Raw genomic sequence first — 16,422 nt, forward strand, 5'->3', positions numbered from 1 at the left:
ACAGTAGGAGCGCTGCAACACGTGTTGCGTGGCCGGGTACTTCTAAGCTTTGAAGGTGCTCCAAATAGTTCTACCTAGGATTGGGGGCATGCGTATGTGCGTATCGTGGGGATTATCGCATGCCAGACGGAGCAGGGTGGCGGTCGGAAGAATCGACCGACTATTTGGACGACGTGCAGCGGTCAGGATTTGCCTGGGAGTTTCTGAGACGTGACCCCTTATACCGCCATGACTATCGACAGATGAGCCAGCTTTTGGACAGCCAAGCGCCGAGCGATCAGGAGGTGGCTCTGGCGCTGGCAAAGCGCTGGGGCCTGAACTTTTCCGAGTGATCCCCGGCAGCGTAGCGATCAAGCGTCCACGCTCTGGGATCCAAACATCCTGCCGGCGGCGGTTATCCTGACCACGTCGCCGCTGGAATCCGTCAGCTCTCTGACATTTAGACAGCTACCGCCGGCAGCATTTGTCGCCAACCGGCCGGACGGCCGCCATGTCTTGCTGCGCGAGCATGGCGGCAACCGCCAGCTTTGGATGCTTGCTGATGCCCCGCCGACTGCACCGTTTGCAGCTGTTATTCCCTTTGACGCACATATGCCGCAGCGCGTCGAAGCCGCATTGCATCTCTGGCTGAGCTTGACCGGATCGACGCCGCCGCCGGTCGCGCCGCTCACCGCTCAGCAGCGGCGACGGCTGATCTTGATGCTACGCGCGCTAGATGGCTGGCAGCAGCATGCAAGCTATCGCGAGATAGCGGCCGTGTTGCTCGACCCGCTCGTCCGCAACCAGTCGCGCCGCGAATGGCTGACATCGCCACGTCGCGCGCAAATCATTCGGCTGGTCAAGGATGCTATTCGCCGGATGCGCGGCGGCTATCGCGATCTGCTCAGGGGCGATTAGCCGGGCACTCCGTGGTCGGGGTGCTTGGTCAGACTGTTTCCCCTATCGCGCCGCGTCAGCCGGTCACCAGAGGCTCGCAGAAGTATTGTTAGGTCTCCGTTGACGCAAGGAATTTAGCCGCGTTGTCTGCGGCCACCGCTAGTGCGCGGGATAGCTTGAGCGCCTGATCCGCCGTTACCTCAAAATGGACGCAGACAACGCTCGCGATGGCGACCGTGATCTCGTCATCGATCTGCTCAACTGTGATCCCGGCCGACTCGCTAATCTCGATCCGATCGACAAGCCCGGGCCAGTCAAGTTCCTTCGCCATCGCTAAGTTCTCCATTAAAGCCCCCTGCGATAGTATATCGAATTACCGCAACAACGAGGCGCTGACGGGCCACGGAATCTCGTCGTGAGGATCGATGGGCAGCTTCCACCCAGGAGGCTGCGGCGGATGAGGCGAAAGATCGCCCCCGCTATTCCTCCTCCTCGGGCCGCAATTCAACAATCCTGGCCGAGCAACGGCCGTCGTTTGAGGGGGATGGACAGTTTGCGTCTATCTATCTTCGTCATCCTTGTCGCTGCCCGAAATACGCGATGGTGCGCCCGTCACGCCGTCGATGAGCCAAGACGGCCAACTTAAGCCGGATGTATCCCATGGCCGACAAAGTCTCTCCCTCTCCGCGCTACCTTAGGACTCCTGAAGTCGCCCGCATGCTTGGCGTCTCCAACCGCACGCTGGAGAAACATCGCACGCATGGCACCGGCCCACGCTACCGGAAGCTCGGCGGCCGGGTCGTTTATACGATCGAAGACGTCCAAGCCTGGGCCGATGTCGGCTTGCGCCAATCCACGTCCGATCAGGGAAATGGCGTAATTCATGCTGCCAAGCCGGTGCCTGGCTTGGGGCGGCTTGCGGCTCACCGATCGGGCAGAGGGCGCGTCCAATGACGGCCAGCGCTTTCTTCCACCAATTCGCCGATCCGGCACCTGACCGGCTGACGCATGTCGAGCTGACATGGTTGGCCAAGCGCGTCGAACAGCGCATCCGTTTCGGCCGGCCCATGGCGAGCCTCCGCCTTGATCGTCATCGCCGCTGCGTTTCATTCGCGCCGAACGCCATCTTCGCAGTCGTCCGCTGGACGGGCAACACTTACGGAACCATCTCCTCCGAGATCGATATTCTGCGCGCCGTCGCGCCCGGCGAACGCTGCACCACTGCGCCGTTCATGCAGCCAGGTGGCGAAATCTTCCTGTCGATCAAAAGTTGGCCAAAGGTCGAACGTGTGTTGCAGGCCATCGACGCCGTCGAGGCACTCGGCATCGATCCGGCCGATGCCGCTCCGGATCACTGGCGACACGTTCACAACCGTCTCATCGTCGGCGAAAGACCGCGCGCCTATACGCTCAGCCGGCACCGTGCCTGGCTGAAGCGCCGCAGGATCGTGCCGTGATGACCAGGCTCGCACCGCTCGCGGCCGGATTGCTGGCCATTGCCGCGATCACGGCAACGGCCAGACATCAGGACATCCCCCAATATGTCTGGAATCTCACGCCAAGTGTGCCCCGCGGACTGTACGCGGTCGAACCACCGAACTGTCCGCGCATCACCACACTTGTGGTCGTGCGACCGCCGGAACCGCTCGCCTCGCTCCTGGATCGTGGCGGATATCTGCCGCGCGGCGTGCCGTTGCTCAAGCGCATCTTCGCCCTTTCCGGCCAAACCGTGTGTCGGATCGGCACCCAAATCAATGTTGACGGCATTGCCGCTGCGCCAGCCCGCGAGCGCGACGGCCGCGGCCGCCCGCTACCAAGCTGGCAAGGCTGCCACGTCATCGGCAACAACGAAGTCTTTCTCATGAACTGGGACGAACCCGACAGTCTCGATGGCCGCTATTTCGGTCCGTTGCCGAAAGCCGCCGTTATCGCGCGCGCCATCCCACTCTGGACAGACGAAGCCAGCGACGGCCGGTTTGTCTGGCGCGCCACCACACGCTGATCCTTCACCTTACCACCCCAAAACGGAGTAAATCATGGCACATATCGGCATCTTCAAGCGCAAGAACGATGGCTATAGCGGTACCGTTCGGACGCTCACACTCGACCGCGAGGTCGACATCATCCCAGCGGTCGCGAGCGACGTCGAAAACGCCCCGGATTATCGCGTGCTCACGGGCGAAGTGGAGATCGGCGCTGGCTGGAAGCGCACCGGCGAGCGGGCAGGCGACTACGTTGCGCTCGTGATCGATGATCTGTCCTTCGCGCACCCGATCCGCGCCAATCTGTTCCATCTGGAGCGCGACGGCGACATCTTCCATCTGAGCTGGACCCGTCCGTCACGGCAACAGACGTGATCACACTGATGGCGCGGCGGCTTGGCCGTTTCGGCATGATCGCCGCAGCCTCCGTCGTGACCTCATTTCCCGTTTCGGCCCACGCCGAACCTGCATCTACGCCATCGGCTGAGCTCGCCGTTTCGTGGCAGTCGTTCATCGACGAAGCAGCAACCCGTTTCTCGGTGCCGGCGTCCTGGATCCGCGCCGTCATCCAGATCGAGAGCAAAGGCAATCCCAAGGCTCTGTCGCCGAAAGGCGCGGTCGGCCTGATGCAGCTCATGCCGAACACCTACTCAGAATTGCGCATTCGCTACGGCCTCGGGGCAGATCTCACAGACCCTCATGACAACATCGTCGCTGGTACGGCGTATCTCCGTGACATGCGCGAACGCTTCGGCACGGAAGGATTCATCGCTGCCTACAATGCCGGCCCGCAACGCTACGAGGACCATCTGGCGACAGGCCGGCCGCTGCCCAACGAGACGCTGGCGTACGTCGCCAAGCTCGCGCCGCTGTTGTCGGGTGGACCTGTCGCCGACGATCGTTCCCTCACCATCGATCACGTCTCCTGGCAGCAAGCGCCGTTGTTCGTCGAGCAGCGGGCAGGCGTCTCGGGCGTCAGTCGCTCGGCGTTCACGCCGCTGGCGAGTTTCGCGCGCAACGACCGAACGGTCGCCGATCTTTCCGCGCTCGTTCCGCCTCCCGGCCGCCTCTTCGTCGGCAAGCGAGAAGCGCACAGCAAGTAGCGAAGGAATGACGTGACGATCCGAAGCCAAGCCCGCATCATTAACGTGCTGATGGCATACGGGCGATGCCTTCGGCCCGCGCTCTACTCGTCGCTTCGCTCCTCACCGAGCCACCCTACGGGTGTCTCGGCCCTCCGGGTAACGATCGCTATCGCAAACGCTCGCTTCGCTCGTAAACAGTGGGGGCTTCGCGAGTCAACTGCCAAGTCGCGGCGGCTCTTTGGCAATGAATCGGCTACCAGCCGACGTGTTCGGGCAGCGCTATTGGAGGATCCACCGCAATGACCCGAACTGCATTTCGTCGCAAATCGCTGCGGGCACCGAGAGTCTCTTGGCTTGGAAGTGGGGCCCTGGGAACCAGCGACAGCCGACCGACCTACGGCAAGATAAAATTCGTGCCCCCGCATCGTCGACAAGCCATTGGCATGGCTTGCCTCCCCGCGGGGGCGTCGGTCGGCGCGCGTGCCGCGCGAAGCCAAAAGCGCAATGATAGCAACATAGATTTCAGCACTCGTTCGCTGGCGCTCTTCGAAAGGGCCGGCAGATGAGCGAGCGCGACGATGACGTGCATGTTCGCCCGGGCCGCATTCGCGACCGCCGCGTCAGCAAACCAAAACCATTCGTGCACCAGGTCCTTCGCGCGGCGAAGAAGGCCGAGAGCGGGGAGGTCTCCGGGCGCCGCTTGACGGGCGGCGGCCGTTCAGGATTCGGCCGCGGCCGAACGGCGTTCAGCCGCAGCCGGCTGTTCAGTCCGCAGCGGCGCGTGATAGTCAAGGCGCGTGTCGTGCGAGGCGGTTCCCGCGGCGCCCGGAGCGCACCGATGACCGCGCACCTGTCCTATCTCAAGCGTGACGGCGTGACCCGGAACGGCGCACGCGGTCGGATGTTCGATGCCGGGAGCGACGATGCCGACGACAGGGTGTTCACGGAGCGCTGCACGGAAGACCGGCATCATTTCCGTTTCATCGTTTCGCCGGAAGACGCCGGCGAGATGAGCGACCTCCGCGCTTTCACCCGTGATCTTGCGACCCGGATGGAGATCGATCTCGGCACGCGGCTAGATTGGATCGCGATCGATCACTGGAACACGGACAACCCCCATGTCCATCTGCTCGTGCGCGGTGTTGCCGATGATGGCCGGGACCTGGTCATCGCACGCGATTACATCAGCCGCGGCCTGCGGTCGCGGGCCGAGGATCTCGTGTCGCTTGAGCTTGGCCCCAAGCCAGAACAGGAGATCCGATCGGCGCTGGAACGGGACGTCGACGCCGAGCGCTGGACCAAGCTTGATGCCACGATCAGGCTCGAAGCCGACGAGACCGGAATTATCGATCTTAGGCCCACCAACGCCGGGGCCGGTGATCCGCAGATCCGCCGCCTCATGGTCGGCCGGCTGCAGCGCCTCGAGCGGATGGGGCTCGCATCCTCCGGCGGTCCAGGCCGGTGGACGCTTAGGCAGGATGCCGAACCGGTCTTGCGCGATCTTGCCGTCCGGGGCGACATCATCAAGACCATGCACAACGCCCTCGCTGGGCGCGGCCTGGAACGGCCACCCGGCGACTACGTGATCGAGGGCGGCGCGGCGACAACGCCGATCGTCGGCCGATTGCTGGAGAAGGGGCTCTACGACGAATTGAACGGCGAGGCCTACGCCGTGATCGACGGCGTTGACGGGCGTGTGCATCATGTCAGGTTCAAGGGTCTCGATGCGCTGGAACACGCCGCCCCCGAGGGCGGGATAGTCGAGGTGCGGCGGTTCGGCGGACCGCAGGAGCGGGCGCCGACGCTCCTTCTGGTATCACGATCCGACACCGACCTTGCACATCAGGTGACGGCCCCGGGCGCGACTTGGCTCGATCATCGCCTGGTCAGCAACGACGACGCCTTATTCGCACATGGCGGCTTCGGGGCGGAAGCGCGGACTGCCGTCAATGCCCGCATCGAGCGCCTGATCGACGAGGGTTTGGCCCGCCGGCAGGGGCAGCGCGCGATCTTCGCGCGCAATCTGCTCGATACGCTACGACGACGAGAGCTTGATACGGAAGGGGCACGCCTCGCGGCCGAGCTCAACCGGCCGTACCATCCAGCGGAGAGCGGCAGCCAGGTTGGCGGCGTCTATCAGCGCCGGCTCAGCCTCAGCTCCGGTCGCTTCGCCATCTCCGCGCTTTCACCCGTGATCTTGCGACCCGGATGGAGATCGATCTCGGCACGCGGCTAGATTGGATCGCGATCGATCACTGGAACACGGACAACCCCCATGTCCATCTGCTCGTGCGCGGTGTTGCCGATGATGGCCGGGACCTGGTCATCGCACGCGATTACATCAGCCGCGGCCTGCGGTCGCGGGCCGAGGATCTCGTGTCGCTTGAGCTTGGCCCCAAGCCAGAACAGGAGATCCGATCGGCGCTGGAACGGGACGTCGACGCCGAGCGCTGGACCAAGCTTGATGCCACGATCAGGCTCGAAGCCGACGAGACCGGAATTATCGATCTTAGGCCCACCAACGCCGGGGCCGGTGATCCGCAGATCCGCCGCCTCATGGTCGGCCGGCTGCAGCGCCTCGAGCGGATGGGGCTCGCATCCTCCGGCGGTCCAGGCCGGTGGACGCTTAGGCAGGATGCCGAACCGGTCTTGCGCGATCTTGCCGTCCGGGGCGACATCATCAAGACCATGCACAACGCCCTCGCTGGGCGCGGCCTGGAACGGCCACCCGGCGACTACGTGATCGAGGGCGGCGCGGCGACAACGCCGATCGTCGGCCGATTGCTGGAGAAGGGGCTCTACGACGAATTGAACGGCGAGGCCTACGCCGTGATCGACGGCGTTGACGGGCGTGTGCATCATGTCAGGTTCAAGGGTCTCGATGCGCTGGAACACGCCGCCCCCGAGGGCGGGATAGTCGAGGTGCGGCGGTTCGGCGGACCGCAGGAGCGGGCGCCGACGCTCCTTCTGGTATCACGATCCGACACCGACCTTGCACATCAGGTGACGGCCCCGGGCGCGACTTGGCTCGATCATCGCCTGGTCAGCAACGACGACGCCTTATTCGCACATGGCGGCTTCGGGGCGGAAGCGCGGACTGCCGTCAATGCCCGCATCGAGCGCCTGATCGACGAGGGTTTGGCCCGCCGGCAGGGGCAGCGCGCGATCTTCGCGCGCAATCTGCTCGATACGCTACGACGACGAGAGCTTGATACGGAAGGGGCACGCCTCGCGGCCGAGCTCAACCGGCCGTACCATCCAGCGGAGAGCGGCAGCCAGGTTGGCGGCGTCTATCAGCGCCGGCTCAGCCTCAGCTCCGGTCGCTTCGCCATGCTCGACGATGGCTTGGGGTTCAGCTTGGTGCCGTGGTCGCCATCGTTGGAGCGGCAACTCGGCCGTCACGTGGCTGGGATCGCAAGATCGGACGGCGGCATTGAGTGGACCTTCGGGCGAAACAGAGGGTTAGGGCTGTGAGGGGGGCCGCTTCCTTTCGTGCCTCCCGCTGCTCTCATCGCCGGGAGTCGGCAAAGCTGAAACGTGGCCGACGTCGCGCGTAGAACCGGAACGGCCTAGGCCGCAACAATGGTCTGGTTGGATGCAGCGAGGGGTCCACAACGACTCAGTTTCACGGCCCGTTTCTGAATGAGCTGTCGCTTTTGGGGCGCAACTAACGAAGATCAGTAATTGCGCTCGAACTTAGCCGATCTTGCGACCGGCGGCCGGGACTCCTTGCATTTGTTCTTCTGCGCCGTTTCCTTAGGCGACATTTTGCTTAAGGATCGATGCCGTGCCCGTAACACGAGTGCTCTGGGGACAGATTGCGACTGTTTTCATCGTCGTGCTCTTGACCATTTGGACGGCGACCCAATGGACGGCCTGGCGCCTCGGCTATCAGCCCGTACTCGGCCAGCCTTGGATGCACTTCGCAAGCATGCCGCTTTATCCTCCGCCGGCCTTCTTCTGGTGGTGGTTCGCGTTCGATGCCTACGCGCCACGCATCTTCGTCGAAGGCGGCTTGATCGCGGCGTCGGGCGGCCTTGCCGCCGTCGCTATTGCGATCGCCATGTCGGTGTGGCGAGCACGCGAGGCGAGGGAAGCCCACACCTACGGCTCCGCGCGCTGGGCGACCGAAGCGGAAATCCGCGCTGCTGGCCTGCTCGGCGCCGACGGCGTGATCCTCGGCGAGCTGCGCCGGCAGTATTTGCGTCACCACGGCCCCGAGCATGTCCTGTGTTTCGCGCCAACGCGCAGCGGCAAGGGCGTCGGCCTGGTGGTGCCGACGCTTCTCACTTGGCCAGCAAGCTGCATCGTTCACGACATCAAGGGCGAGAACTGGCATCTCACGGCTGGCTGGCGCGCCCGCTTCGGGCGCGTGCTGCTGTTCGATCCGACCAACTCGGAGTCCTCGGCCTATAATCCGTTGCTCGAAGTGCGGCGTGGCGACCACGAGGTTCGCGACGTGCAGAATATCGCGGATATCCTAGTCGATCCGGAAGGCGCGTTGGACAGGCGCAACCATTGGGAAAAGACCAGCCATTCGCTTCTCGTCGGCAGCATCCTGCATGTGCTCTATGCCGAGCCGGATAAGACGCTCGCCGGCGTCGCCAATTTCCTGTCGGATCCCCGCCGGACAATCGAGACCACGCTCCATGGCATGATGACGACATTGCATCTTGGCGATCGGCCGCACCCGGTCGTTGCGTCGGCTGCGCGAGAACTCAGCAACAAGAGCGAGAACGAGCGCTCCGGTGTGCTTTCGACCGCAATGTCGTTCCTTGGCCTCTACCGTGATCCAATCGTCGCGAAAGTGACCAGCCACTGCGACTGGCGGATCGCCGATCTTGTCGGAGCCGATCGTCCGATGACGCTCTACCTCGTCGTTCCGCCGTCGGATATCGGCAGGACCAGGCCGCTGATCCGGCTGATTCTCAACCAGATCGGGAGGCGCTTGACCGAGGATCTGTTCGCCAAATCAAGTCGTCATCGCCTGCTGTTGATGCTCGACGAATTCCCCGCGCTCGGGCGTCTCGATTTCTTCGAGACCGCGCTTGCGTTCATGGCAGGCTACGGGTTGAAGAGCTTTCTCATCGCCCAGTCGCTCAATCAAATCGAGAAAGCGTATGGCCAGAACAACTCGATCCTGGACAACTGCCATGTGCGCGTGGCGTTTGCTGCCAACGACGAGCGGACCGCCAAACGTCTCTCGGACGCGCTCGGCGTTGCAACCGAGCTACGCGCCATGAAAAACTACGCCGGCCACAGGCTATCGCCCTGGCTCGGCCATCTCATGGTATCTCGCCAGGAGACGGCGCGGCCGTTGCTCACGGCAGGCGAAGTCATGCAATTGCCGCCCTCCGACGAGCTGGTGCTCGTATCCGGCACGCCGCCGATCCGCGCGGAGAAGGTGCGCTACTTCAAAGATCGCCGCTTTGCCATGCGTGTGCTACCGCCGCCCACACTGGCCTCGCTGCACGATGACGCTGCAATACGCAAACTGGCATCGGCCGCCGACTGGATGACCTTGACGCCGTCCCATGACACACGATCCATAGGCAGTCTCACCAAACAAGCCGATACCGCTAATTCCGGTATTCGCCGCGAGCCTGAGCTTCCCGAGCACGAGGCGATCACACGCGAAGCTCCCGCGCCATTGCCGGAATTCGCGCTGCTCGACGATGAACGCGACCCGAAAGCGGTCCGCACCACTGCGCTGCAGCGCTCCTTCGCCGCCGCCGCACGTCAGGCCGCGATGGACCCGGACGACGGCATGGCTTTGTGAGGGGCGGCATGCGAACCCGGATGAACGTCTATTTCCCGCCCGAGCTCTTGCGGCAGCTCATCGACCTGGCGGACCGCAAGAGGCTCTCGCGCTCTTCCATCGTCGAGGCGGCAGTCACGTCATTCCTCTCCCCCGACGGCGCCGATCGCACCGAAGCCGCCTTCACCCGAAGGCTTGATCGGCTGTCGCGCCAAGTCCAACGGCTCGAGCGCGATCTCTCCATTTCGACCGAAACGCTCGCGCTGTTCGTTCGCTTCTGGCTCACGGTCACGCCGCAGCTCCCGGCAGATGCGCAGGCGGCCGCCCAAGCCAAGGGAAGGGAGCGATTTGAGAGTTTCGTGGAAGCTTTGGGTCGACGCCTGGCGCAAGGCCGCACACTACTGCACGACATTCCCCTAGACATTGATCCGTCTCGAACTCATCACGGTGACGACCCCGGCGTCGATGCACCCGCCGCGCAGGGCGACGAGATTGCGTGACGCCTGGGAAAGCCCACCTTCTCCGAGCCCTTCTGCTCGACGGCGTCAGCGCCCTGGTATGCCATGATCTACCCCTGTGACATGTCCCGCGGGCGAACGGTAACAGCTTGAACATTTCCATTGAAGAATTAGGCAAGGTGGCGTATTTGCCAAGTTCATGGGTAAATTAGCCATGTTCAATATCCGGCTCTGGGGTTCGGACGGCGTCCTCGCCTCCGCGATTACGACTCCGATCGATATTCTAGTCGCAGCCAATCTGCTCAATGGGCGCCGCCGAGGCGGCGATCGTGCCCTCTTCAGCTGGTCCATCGAGTCGCTGGATGGGCAACCGATCCGCACCGCATCGGGACAGATCATCGCCGTTGATGGTGCCGTTTCCATGCGAAAGTCCGCTGCTGCGGTCTATGTCGCGAGCCCTTTTCTGGGAGTATCCTCAGGATCTCCGAAAAACGAGACCGGCAACGAAGCCGCGTTGATCCGCGCGCTGCAGCGCGCTCACACCGGCGGCTTGCTCATCGCGACGCATTGTACGGGAGCCTTCATCCTCGCCAAAGCAGGGCTGTTGCGGAATCGCGTGGCGACGACGCACTGGGCGCGCGCGAAGGAGTTCGCGGCGGCCTATCCGGACGTCCGGCTCGATATCCGGAATGTTGTGACCGAAGACGGGGGCGTGATCTGCGGAGGCGCGGTCACGTCGTTCTCCAACGTTATTCTCGAGATTATCGGCCGTCTGGCCGGCGAACACCTCGCATCCGACACGGCTCGTTATCTGCTCATCGATCGAAAAAGAGGGGCCCAAACGGCCTATGCGAAGGAAGGTCTATCGGTGGAGCAGCCATCCGACGATTCATTTGTCGTGCAGGCTAAGAACTGGTTGACCGCTAACTATTGGCGCGCGTTTAAGTTGGCTGACGTCGCGAAGGCGTTGGGTGTCAGCGAACGGACGTTCAATCGGAGATTCAAAGTTGCTACCGGCGTCACGCCAATCAAGTTCATTCAGTCCATCAGAGTAGAGAGCGCTAAGCGTCTCCTTGAAGAGGGCGAGGGCTCGGCGCAGGAGGTCAGCGAACGGGTTGGGTACGAAGACCTGGCGACATTCCGCGAACTCTTCAAGCGAGAGACGGGGATGACGCTGAGGGCTTACCAAGTCAAGTTCTCACAAGAGATAAAGGGCATCACCAAGCTTAACTGATCCCCGGTAGTCAGACGCTCAGGGAGGTCAACGCAGGCCCTCATTCAGGACGCACGCGCTACTCCGCGACTCGCCTATCGTGCGCCGTCATCCTCGAACGGTGCAAGTCTCGACGAATCGGTCCCGGCTTCTATCCATCTTTTAGGCAAAATCATGCTTCTTCGGCAGGCATCAGCACAAGCCTTGCTCATCGAGGCGAGCGCGAGAAAATGTTTTTGTCTGCATGACAAGAACGCCATCTGAATTGGCGAAGATGCCACTCCCTTCTTCCATATCTTTCTTGTTTCCATCGCGCCGTCTCAATCGGAGGCGGCATTGATCGAGGGACGGCCGAGCCGCGACGCTGGCCGACCCAGTGGTTGTCGCCCACCTCAGGTGTGTGGTCGTGAAGAGGAAAGTCATCATATCGTGCGCACTAACCGGGGGTCTCGATACCAAAGGCAGGAATCTGGCAGTCCCCGTGACTCCGGAAGAAATCGCCAACTCGGCGCTTGAAGCTGCTGAAGCCGGTGCCGCGATCGCACATATCCATGTGCGCGATCCGCAGACCACCCTCGCTAGCATGAAGATGGAATTGTATGCGGAAGTGGTCGAGCGCATCAAAAAGGCGCGCCCCGGTCTGATCGTCAACCTGACGACGGGCGCCGGCGCTCGCTTCATTCCCGGAAAGGAAATCCCGCTGATCCCGGCTGAAGGAAGTACGCTCGCTACCCCGCCAATCCGGGCCCAGCACGTGGCAGCATTGAAGCCGGATATCTGCTCGCTCGATGCTGGAACGTTGAACTTCGGTGCGCACGTGTTCGTCAACACGCCAGATCACGTGAAGGAAATTGCGGATATCGCTCGCGCGTCCGGCACCAAGCCGGAGATCGAAGTCTTCGAACTCGGCCATATCGAATTGGCGAAACGTCTGATTGCTGACGGTCGTATCGAAGCTCCTCCCTTCTTCCAGATATGTCTCGGGATCTCATACGGAGCTCCGGCCGACCTGGAGTCCTTGGCCCACATGCGATCCCGACTGCCGCAAGGTTCGATCTGGTCTGCGTTCGGCATAGGGCAGGCTCAATTCGAGATCGTGGCTGCTTCGGCTCTCCTCGGCGGTCACGTCCGCGTCGGTTTGGAAGACAACCTGTACCTGTCGAAGGGAAGGCTGGCGAACGGCAATGCTGAACTCGTCACTAAGGCGACCAGAATACTCGCGGCTCTCGACTTCGGAGTCGCGACGTCGGACGAGGCGCGGAAGATGCTAGCGCTGCCGACCGCGTCTAGATCGTGAAGTTAGACAAACATCACCAGCAACCAGAAAGTCGAACAATGACCATTACCATGCGAGGATCGCTAGCCACCGTCGTCGTTGCCGGCGCTTTTGCGGCTCTCTCATCGGCGGTTAGCCTGGCTCAGCCACGCTACGACACCGGAGCAAGCGATTCCGAGATCAAGATCGGCAGTACTCAACCATACAGCGGTCCGGCTTCGGCGTACGGCACCATCGGCAAGGTTGAGGAAGCCTACTTCCGGATGATCAACGAGCAGGGCGGGATCAACAACCGCAAAATCAACTATATTAGCTATGACGACGCGTACTCTCCGCCGAAAACGGTCGAGCAAACCCGAAAGCTCGTCGAGCGGGACGAGGTCCTCTTTATCTTCTCTCCGTTGGGGACGGCACCCAGCTCCGCCGTGCAAAAGTACCTGAACGGCAAGAAAGTGCCTCAACTCTTCGTGGCGAGCGGCGCCACCAAATGGGGCAATCCGAAGGAGTTCCCCTGGACGATCGGTTTTCAGCCTCCTTACCAGATTGAAGGCAGAGTGTTCGCCAAATACCTCCTTGCGGATAAGCCGTCAGCGAAGATCGGTGTGATCTATCAGAACGATGACTACGGCAAAGACTTGTTGAGCGGCTTCAAGGCTGGACTGGGTAGCGGCACTGCAAACATCGTCGCAGAGGAATCCTACGAAACATCGGAGCCGACGATTGATAGCCACATTCTGAAGATCAAGGCTGCTGGTGCCGACACCCTGGTAAACTTCGCCGGTCCGAAATTTACGGCGCAGTCCATCAAGAAGGTTGCCGAACTCGGATGGCATCCCCTTCAACTCACGAATGTCTCGTCGATTTCGGTCACCCAGGTGATGAAGCCGGCGGGCTTCGAGAATGCGCAGGGCGTGATCGGAGCCGCGTACGCCAAGGACGGTTCGGATCCTCGATGGGCCAACGATCCCGGGATGGGGGCCTACTATGCTTTCCTAGCGAAATACCTGCCCGGCGTGGATCCCGGCGACAGCATCGCGATGTTCGGATACGCGGAGTCGCTCACTCTGAAGAAGGTACTTGAGCAATGTGGAGACGATCTGACGCGCGAGAACGTCATGAAGCAGGCGGCCAGCCTGACCGACTTCAAGAACGAGGTCCTCCTCCCCGGCATTACGATGAACACGAGTGCGACCGACTTCTTTCCTATTCAGCAATTGCAGATGATGCGGTTCAAGGGCGACAAATGGGAGCTGTTCGGCGACGTGATCGACGGCGCGGTTCCGGTCGCCGGAAACTGATCGATGACCGTCGCATCGTCGGGGGGGCTACCGTCGACCGGTCCATCGGATCGGTCGGCAACGGGATCGGTAGATGTGGCGAACGATGTCGACGTCTCCGGGAAACCCGAAACGCTCCTAAAGATAGACAATATCGGAATCTCGTTCTCAGGCATCGTCGCCCTCGACGGCGTATCGTTCGAGCTTCGGCGCGGTGACGTACTCGGGTTGATCGGCCCGAACGGAGCCGGCAAATCGACCTTGTTCAACTGCATCAGTCGGCTTTATCAGCCTCAGAAGGGCGACATCCGCTTCGATGGCCAGTCGATCCTGGGACGCCCGTCGCACCGGATATCGGAGATAGGCATTGGTCGGACCTTCCAGAACGTAGCCCTATTTCCCTCGCTCACGGTGAGAGACAACGTTCGTATCGGCGGACACGCGCGTACCAAAAGCGATATCGTCAGCGATGCACTGAGGCTCCCATGGATGCGGAAGGGCGAGGCCACCACTGATCGTCAGGTAGACGAGATATTAGAATATCTTGATCTGCGGGAATTCGGCGAGACGTTGGTCGGGGGACTTCCGTTCGGGACGCAGAAGCGCGTGGAGCTTGGCCGCGCGCTGGCGACGGAACCCAAGATCCTCCTGCTGGACGAGCCCGCGGGAGGTCTGAATCACGAAGAGGTCTACGTTCTGGGGGACCTGATCCGGCGGATCCGCGATGAGCGCGACGTCACCGTGCTGCTCGTCGAGCATCACATGGGCCTCGTGATGTCTATAGCCGACCAAGTGGTCGCACTTAATTTCGGCAAGAAGCTTGCCGAGGGCACTCCGGCTGACGTCCAGAAGGACCCTGCGGTTATCATGGCTTACTTAGGGGACAAGAATTCATGACGGCGCTACTGCGAGTAGAGGAACTGCGGGCCTACTACGGCCAGGTTCAGGCGTTGCGCGGTCTCGAGTTCGAGCTCAAGGTAGGCAGCCTCACCACACTTCTCGGAGCGAATGGTGCCGGCAAGACAACGACGTTGCGCGCGATCTGCAACATGGTCCGCTCCAGCGGCTCGGTCGAGTTCGAAGGCAGCAAGATCGGAAATCTTGCAACCGAAAACATCGTGCGGCTCGGCATCGCGCACGTCCCTCAGGGGCGGGGCACGTTCAGTGCGATGACCGTGGGGGAGAACCTGCAGCTCGGAGCCATCACGCGAAAGGACATGTCGGGGATCAAATCCGACGTCGACCGGATGTATGCCTATTTCCCGAGGCTGAAGGAGCGCAGCACCCAGCAGGCCGGCACGCTCTCAGGCGGCGAGCAGCAGATGCTCGCGGTGGCGCGCGCGCTGATGCTACGACCGCGCCTGATGCTGCTCGACGAGCCGTCCTTCGGGTTGGCGCCGTTGATCGTCCGTGATCTGTTCAACATTCTCGGCAAGATCAACCGCGAGGAGAAGATTTCCATCCTCGTCGTCGAGCAGAACGCGCAGCTTGCGCTCGAGCTCGCGGACAAGGCCTATGTCATCGAAACCGGGCGCATAGCGATGTCTGGTTCCGCCGATGAGATCGCCAACAACGAAGACATCCGCAAATCTTATCTTGGATATTGAGGCGACGGTCGTGGAATTGCTTACCAACGAAATCATCGCCGGCATCGCCACCGGGGCGATCTATGCCTGTATGGCGCTTGCCGTAGTGATGATCTACCAGGCGATCGATCATCTAAATTTTGCGCAAGGCGAAATGGCGATGTTCTCGACATTCGTGGCCTGGCAATTGATGAAATGGGGTCTATCGTATTGGATGGCATTCGCATCGGTCCTGCTCCTTTCCTTTGCGGGTGGAGTCGCCATCGAGCGCGTGCTCTTCAAGCCGCTTGCCAAGGCACCGGTGCTGACGCACGTGGCCGGCTTCATCGCGCTTTTCGCGATCGTCAACAGCGTCGCCGGGCTCGTTTGGGACTTCAACGTCAAGCAGTTCCCGACCCCGTTCGGATCCGCGCCGTTCCTCGGCAGTCAATTGGTCTCGACCCACCAGGCCGGCATGATCGGCGTGACGCTTTTGCTGCTGCTCCTATTGTTCGTGGTCTTCCGCCACACGCGGGTTGGCCTTGCGATGCGGGCGGCGGCAGCGATGCCGGAATCGGCCCGCCTCGTAGGCATCAATACGTCGTGGATGGTGGCGCTCGGCTGGGGCATGGCATCGGCCGTCGGCTCCATCGCAGGGATGCTGATCGCACCTGTCGTGTTCCTCGAGCCTAACATGATGGGCGGAGTCTTGATCTACGGCTTTGCCGCCGCCGTAGTCGGCGGACTGTCGAGCCCACCCGGTGCAGTGATCGGCGGATTTCTGGTCGGGATCTTCGAGAATCTGATCGGGACCTACATCCCCGGGGTCGGCAACGAACTCAAGCTGCCGATCGCGCTTGCGCTGATCGTCGCGGTCCTCGTTCTCAGGCCGAACGGGCTATTCGGCCGCAACATCGTAAAGCGGGTCTGAC

Annotated in this window: 17 protein-coding genes and 1 pseudogene; 17 read left to right on the top strand and 1 reads right to left on the bottom strand. The window is 62.0% G+C overall.

Going from position 1 to position 16,422, the window contains the following annotated elements; all coding sequences use genetic code 11:
- Nucleotides 1-119 precede the first annotated feature (119 nt).
- Both AC066Y_RS03040 and AC066Y_RS03045 read left to right on the top strand, forming a co-directional pair.
- Nucleotides 120-332 carry a transcriptional regulator domain-containing protein gene (locus tag AC066Y_RS03040; RefSeq protein WP_478272599.1) on the top strand — a complete coding sequence of 71 codons (213 nt, stop codon included), beginning with the start codon at nucleotides 120-122 and terminating at the stop codon, nucleotides 330-332.
- A gap of 163 nt (nucleotides 333-495) precedes the next feature.
- The gene (locus AC066Y_RS03045; RefSeq protein ID WP_478272600.1) at nucleotides 496-897 is read left to right on the top strand and encodes a DUF2285 domain-containing protein; all 402 of its coding nucleotides are present in this window, start codon (nucleotides 496-498) and stop codon (nucleotides 895-897) included.
- A gap of 88 nt (nucleotides 898-985) precedes the next feature.
- On the opposite strand, the gene AC066Y_RS03050 is transcribed toward AC066Y_RS03045, so the two are convergent.
- Nucleotides 986-1,207 (bottom strand): hypothetical protein, encoded by a 222-nt coding sequence (locus AC066Y_RS03050; RefSeq protein WP_324403845.1) that lies wholly within the window; start codon nucleotides 1,205-1,207, stop codon nucleotides 986-988.
- A gap of 329 nt (nucleotides 1,208-1,536) precedes the next feature.
- Here AC066Y_RS03050 and AC066Y_RS03055 point away from each other — a divergent pair, with 329 nt between their 5' ends.
- The 15 genes and pseudogenes from AC066Y_RS03055 (at nucleotide 1,537) to AC066Y_RS03125 (ending at nucleotide 16,421) form a co-directional block, all read left to right on the top strand.
- Nucleotides 1,537-1,830: a helix-turn-helix transcriptional regulator gene (locus AC066Y_RS03055; protein WP_324403843.1), complete on the top strand. Its 294-nt coding sequence runs from the start codon at nucleotides 1,537-1,539 to the stop codon at nucleotides 1,828-1,830.
- On the top strand, nucleotides 1,827-2,333 hold the full coding sequence (locus AC066Y_RS03060; protein ID WP_478272601.1) for a DUF2840 domain-containing protein: 507 nt from the start codon (nucleotides 1,827-1,829) through the stop codon (nucleotides 2,331-2,333). The genes AC066Y_RS03055 and AC066Y_RS03060 overlap by 4 nt, the downstream gene beginning before the upstream one ends.
- Entirely contained in the window at nucleotides 2,333-2,878 is a 546-nt protein-coding gene (locus tag AC066Y_RS03065) for a S26 family signal peptidase (RefSeq protein ID WP_478272602.1), read from the top strand. Before AC066Y_RS03060 ends, AC066Y_RS03065 begins: the two co-directional genes overlap by 1 nt.
- Before the next feature lie 34 nt (nucleotides 2,879-2,912).
- Complete coding sequence (locus tag AC066Y_RS03070; RefSeq protein WP_478272603.1) at nucleotides 2,913-3,233, top strand: DUF736 domain-containing protein; 321 nt, start codon at nucleotides 2,913-2,915, stop codon at nucleotides 3,231-3,233.
- A 35-nt stretch (nucleotides 3,234-3,268) separates the two neighbouring features.
- A complete protein-coding gene (locus AC066Y_RS03075) occupies nucleotides 3,269-3,961 on the top strand; it encodes a lytic transglycosylase domain-containing protein (protein ID WP_478272604.1) in 693 nt (230 codons plus the stop codon).
- A 544-nt stretch (nucleotides 3,962-4,505) separates the two neighbouring features.
- Nucleotides 4,506-6,119 (top strand): annotated as a pseudogene (locus AC066Y_RS03080) (relaxase/mobilization nuclease domain-containing protein); the annotation flags it as partial.
- Between the two features lie 32 nt (nucleotides 6,120-6,151).
- Nucleotides 6,152-7,417 (top strand): DUF3363 domain-containing protein, encoded by a 1,266-nt coding sequence (locus tag AC066Y_RS03085; RefSeq protein ID WP_478272605.1) that lies wholly within the window; start codon nucleotides 6,152-6,154, stop codon nucleotides 7,415-7,417.
- Nucleotides 7,418-7,730: 313 nt separating this feature from the next.
- Nucleotides 7,731-9,722 (top strand): conjugal transfer protein TraG, encoded by a 1,992-nt coding sequence (locus AC066Y_RS03090; protein WP_478272606.1) that lies wholly within the window; start codon nucleotides 7,731-7,733, stop codon nucleotides 9,720-9,722.
- An 8-nt stretch (nucleotides 9,723-9,730) separates the two neighbouring features.
- Nucleotides 9,731-10,201: a CopG family transcriptional regulator gene (locus AC066Y_RS03095; RefSeq protein WP_478272607.1), complete on the top strand. Its 471-nt coding sequence runs from the start codon at nucleotides 9,731-9,733 to the stop codon at nucleotides 10,199-10,201.
- A gap of 157 nt (nucleotides 10,202-10,358) precedes the next feature.
- On the top strand, nucleotides 10,359-11,393 hold the full coding sequence (locus tag AC066Y_RS03100) for a GlxA family transcriptional regulator (RefSeq protein WP_478272608.1): 1,035 nt from the start codon (nucleotides 10,359-10,361) through the stop codon (nucleotides 11,391-11,393).
- A 385-nt stretch (nucleotides 11,394-11,778) separates the two neighbouring features.
- A complete protein-coding gene (locus AC066Y_RS03105; RefSeq protein ID WP_478272609.1) occupies nucleotides 11,779-12,669 on the top strand; it encodes a beta-keto acid cleavage family enzyme in 891 nt (296 codons plus the stop codon).
- Nucleotides 12,670-12,707: 38 nt separating this feature from the next.
- The gene (locus AC066Y_RS03110; RefSeq protein WP_478272610.1) at nucleotides 12,708-13,946 is read left to right on the top strand and encodes an ABC transporter substrate-binding protein; all 1,239 of its coding nucleotides are present in this window, start codon (nucleotides 12,708-12,710) and stop codon (nucleotides 13,944-13,946) included.
- Nucleotides 13,947-13,949: 3 nt separating this feature from the next.
- Nucleotides 13,950-14,822 carry an ABC transporter ATP-binding protein gene (locus AC066Y_RS03115; protein WP_478272611.1) on the top strand — a complete coding sequence of 291 codons (873 nt, stop codon included), beginning with the start codon at nucleotides 13,950-13,952 and terminating at the stop codon, nucleotides 14,820-14,822.
- The gene (locus tag AC066Y_RS03120; RefSeq protein WP_478272612.1) at nucleotides 14,819-15,532 is read left to right on the top strand and encodes an ABC transporter ATP-binding protein; all 714 of its coding nucleotides are present in this window, start codon (nucleotides 14,819-14,821) and stop codon (nucleotides 15,530-15,532) included. Before AC066Y_RS03115 ends, AC066Y_RS03120 begins: the two co-directional genes overlap by 4 nt.
- Nucleotides 15,533-15,542: 10 nt before the next feature.
- Entirely contained in the window at nucleotides 15,543-16,421 is an 879-nt protein-coding gene (locus AC066Y_RS03125; RefSeq protein ID WP_478272613.1) for a branched-chain amino acid ABC transporter permease, read from the top strand.
- Nucleotide 16,422 lies beyond the last annotated feature (1 nt).

This window comes from Bradyrhizobium sp. USDA3010 (assembly GCF_056429065.1).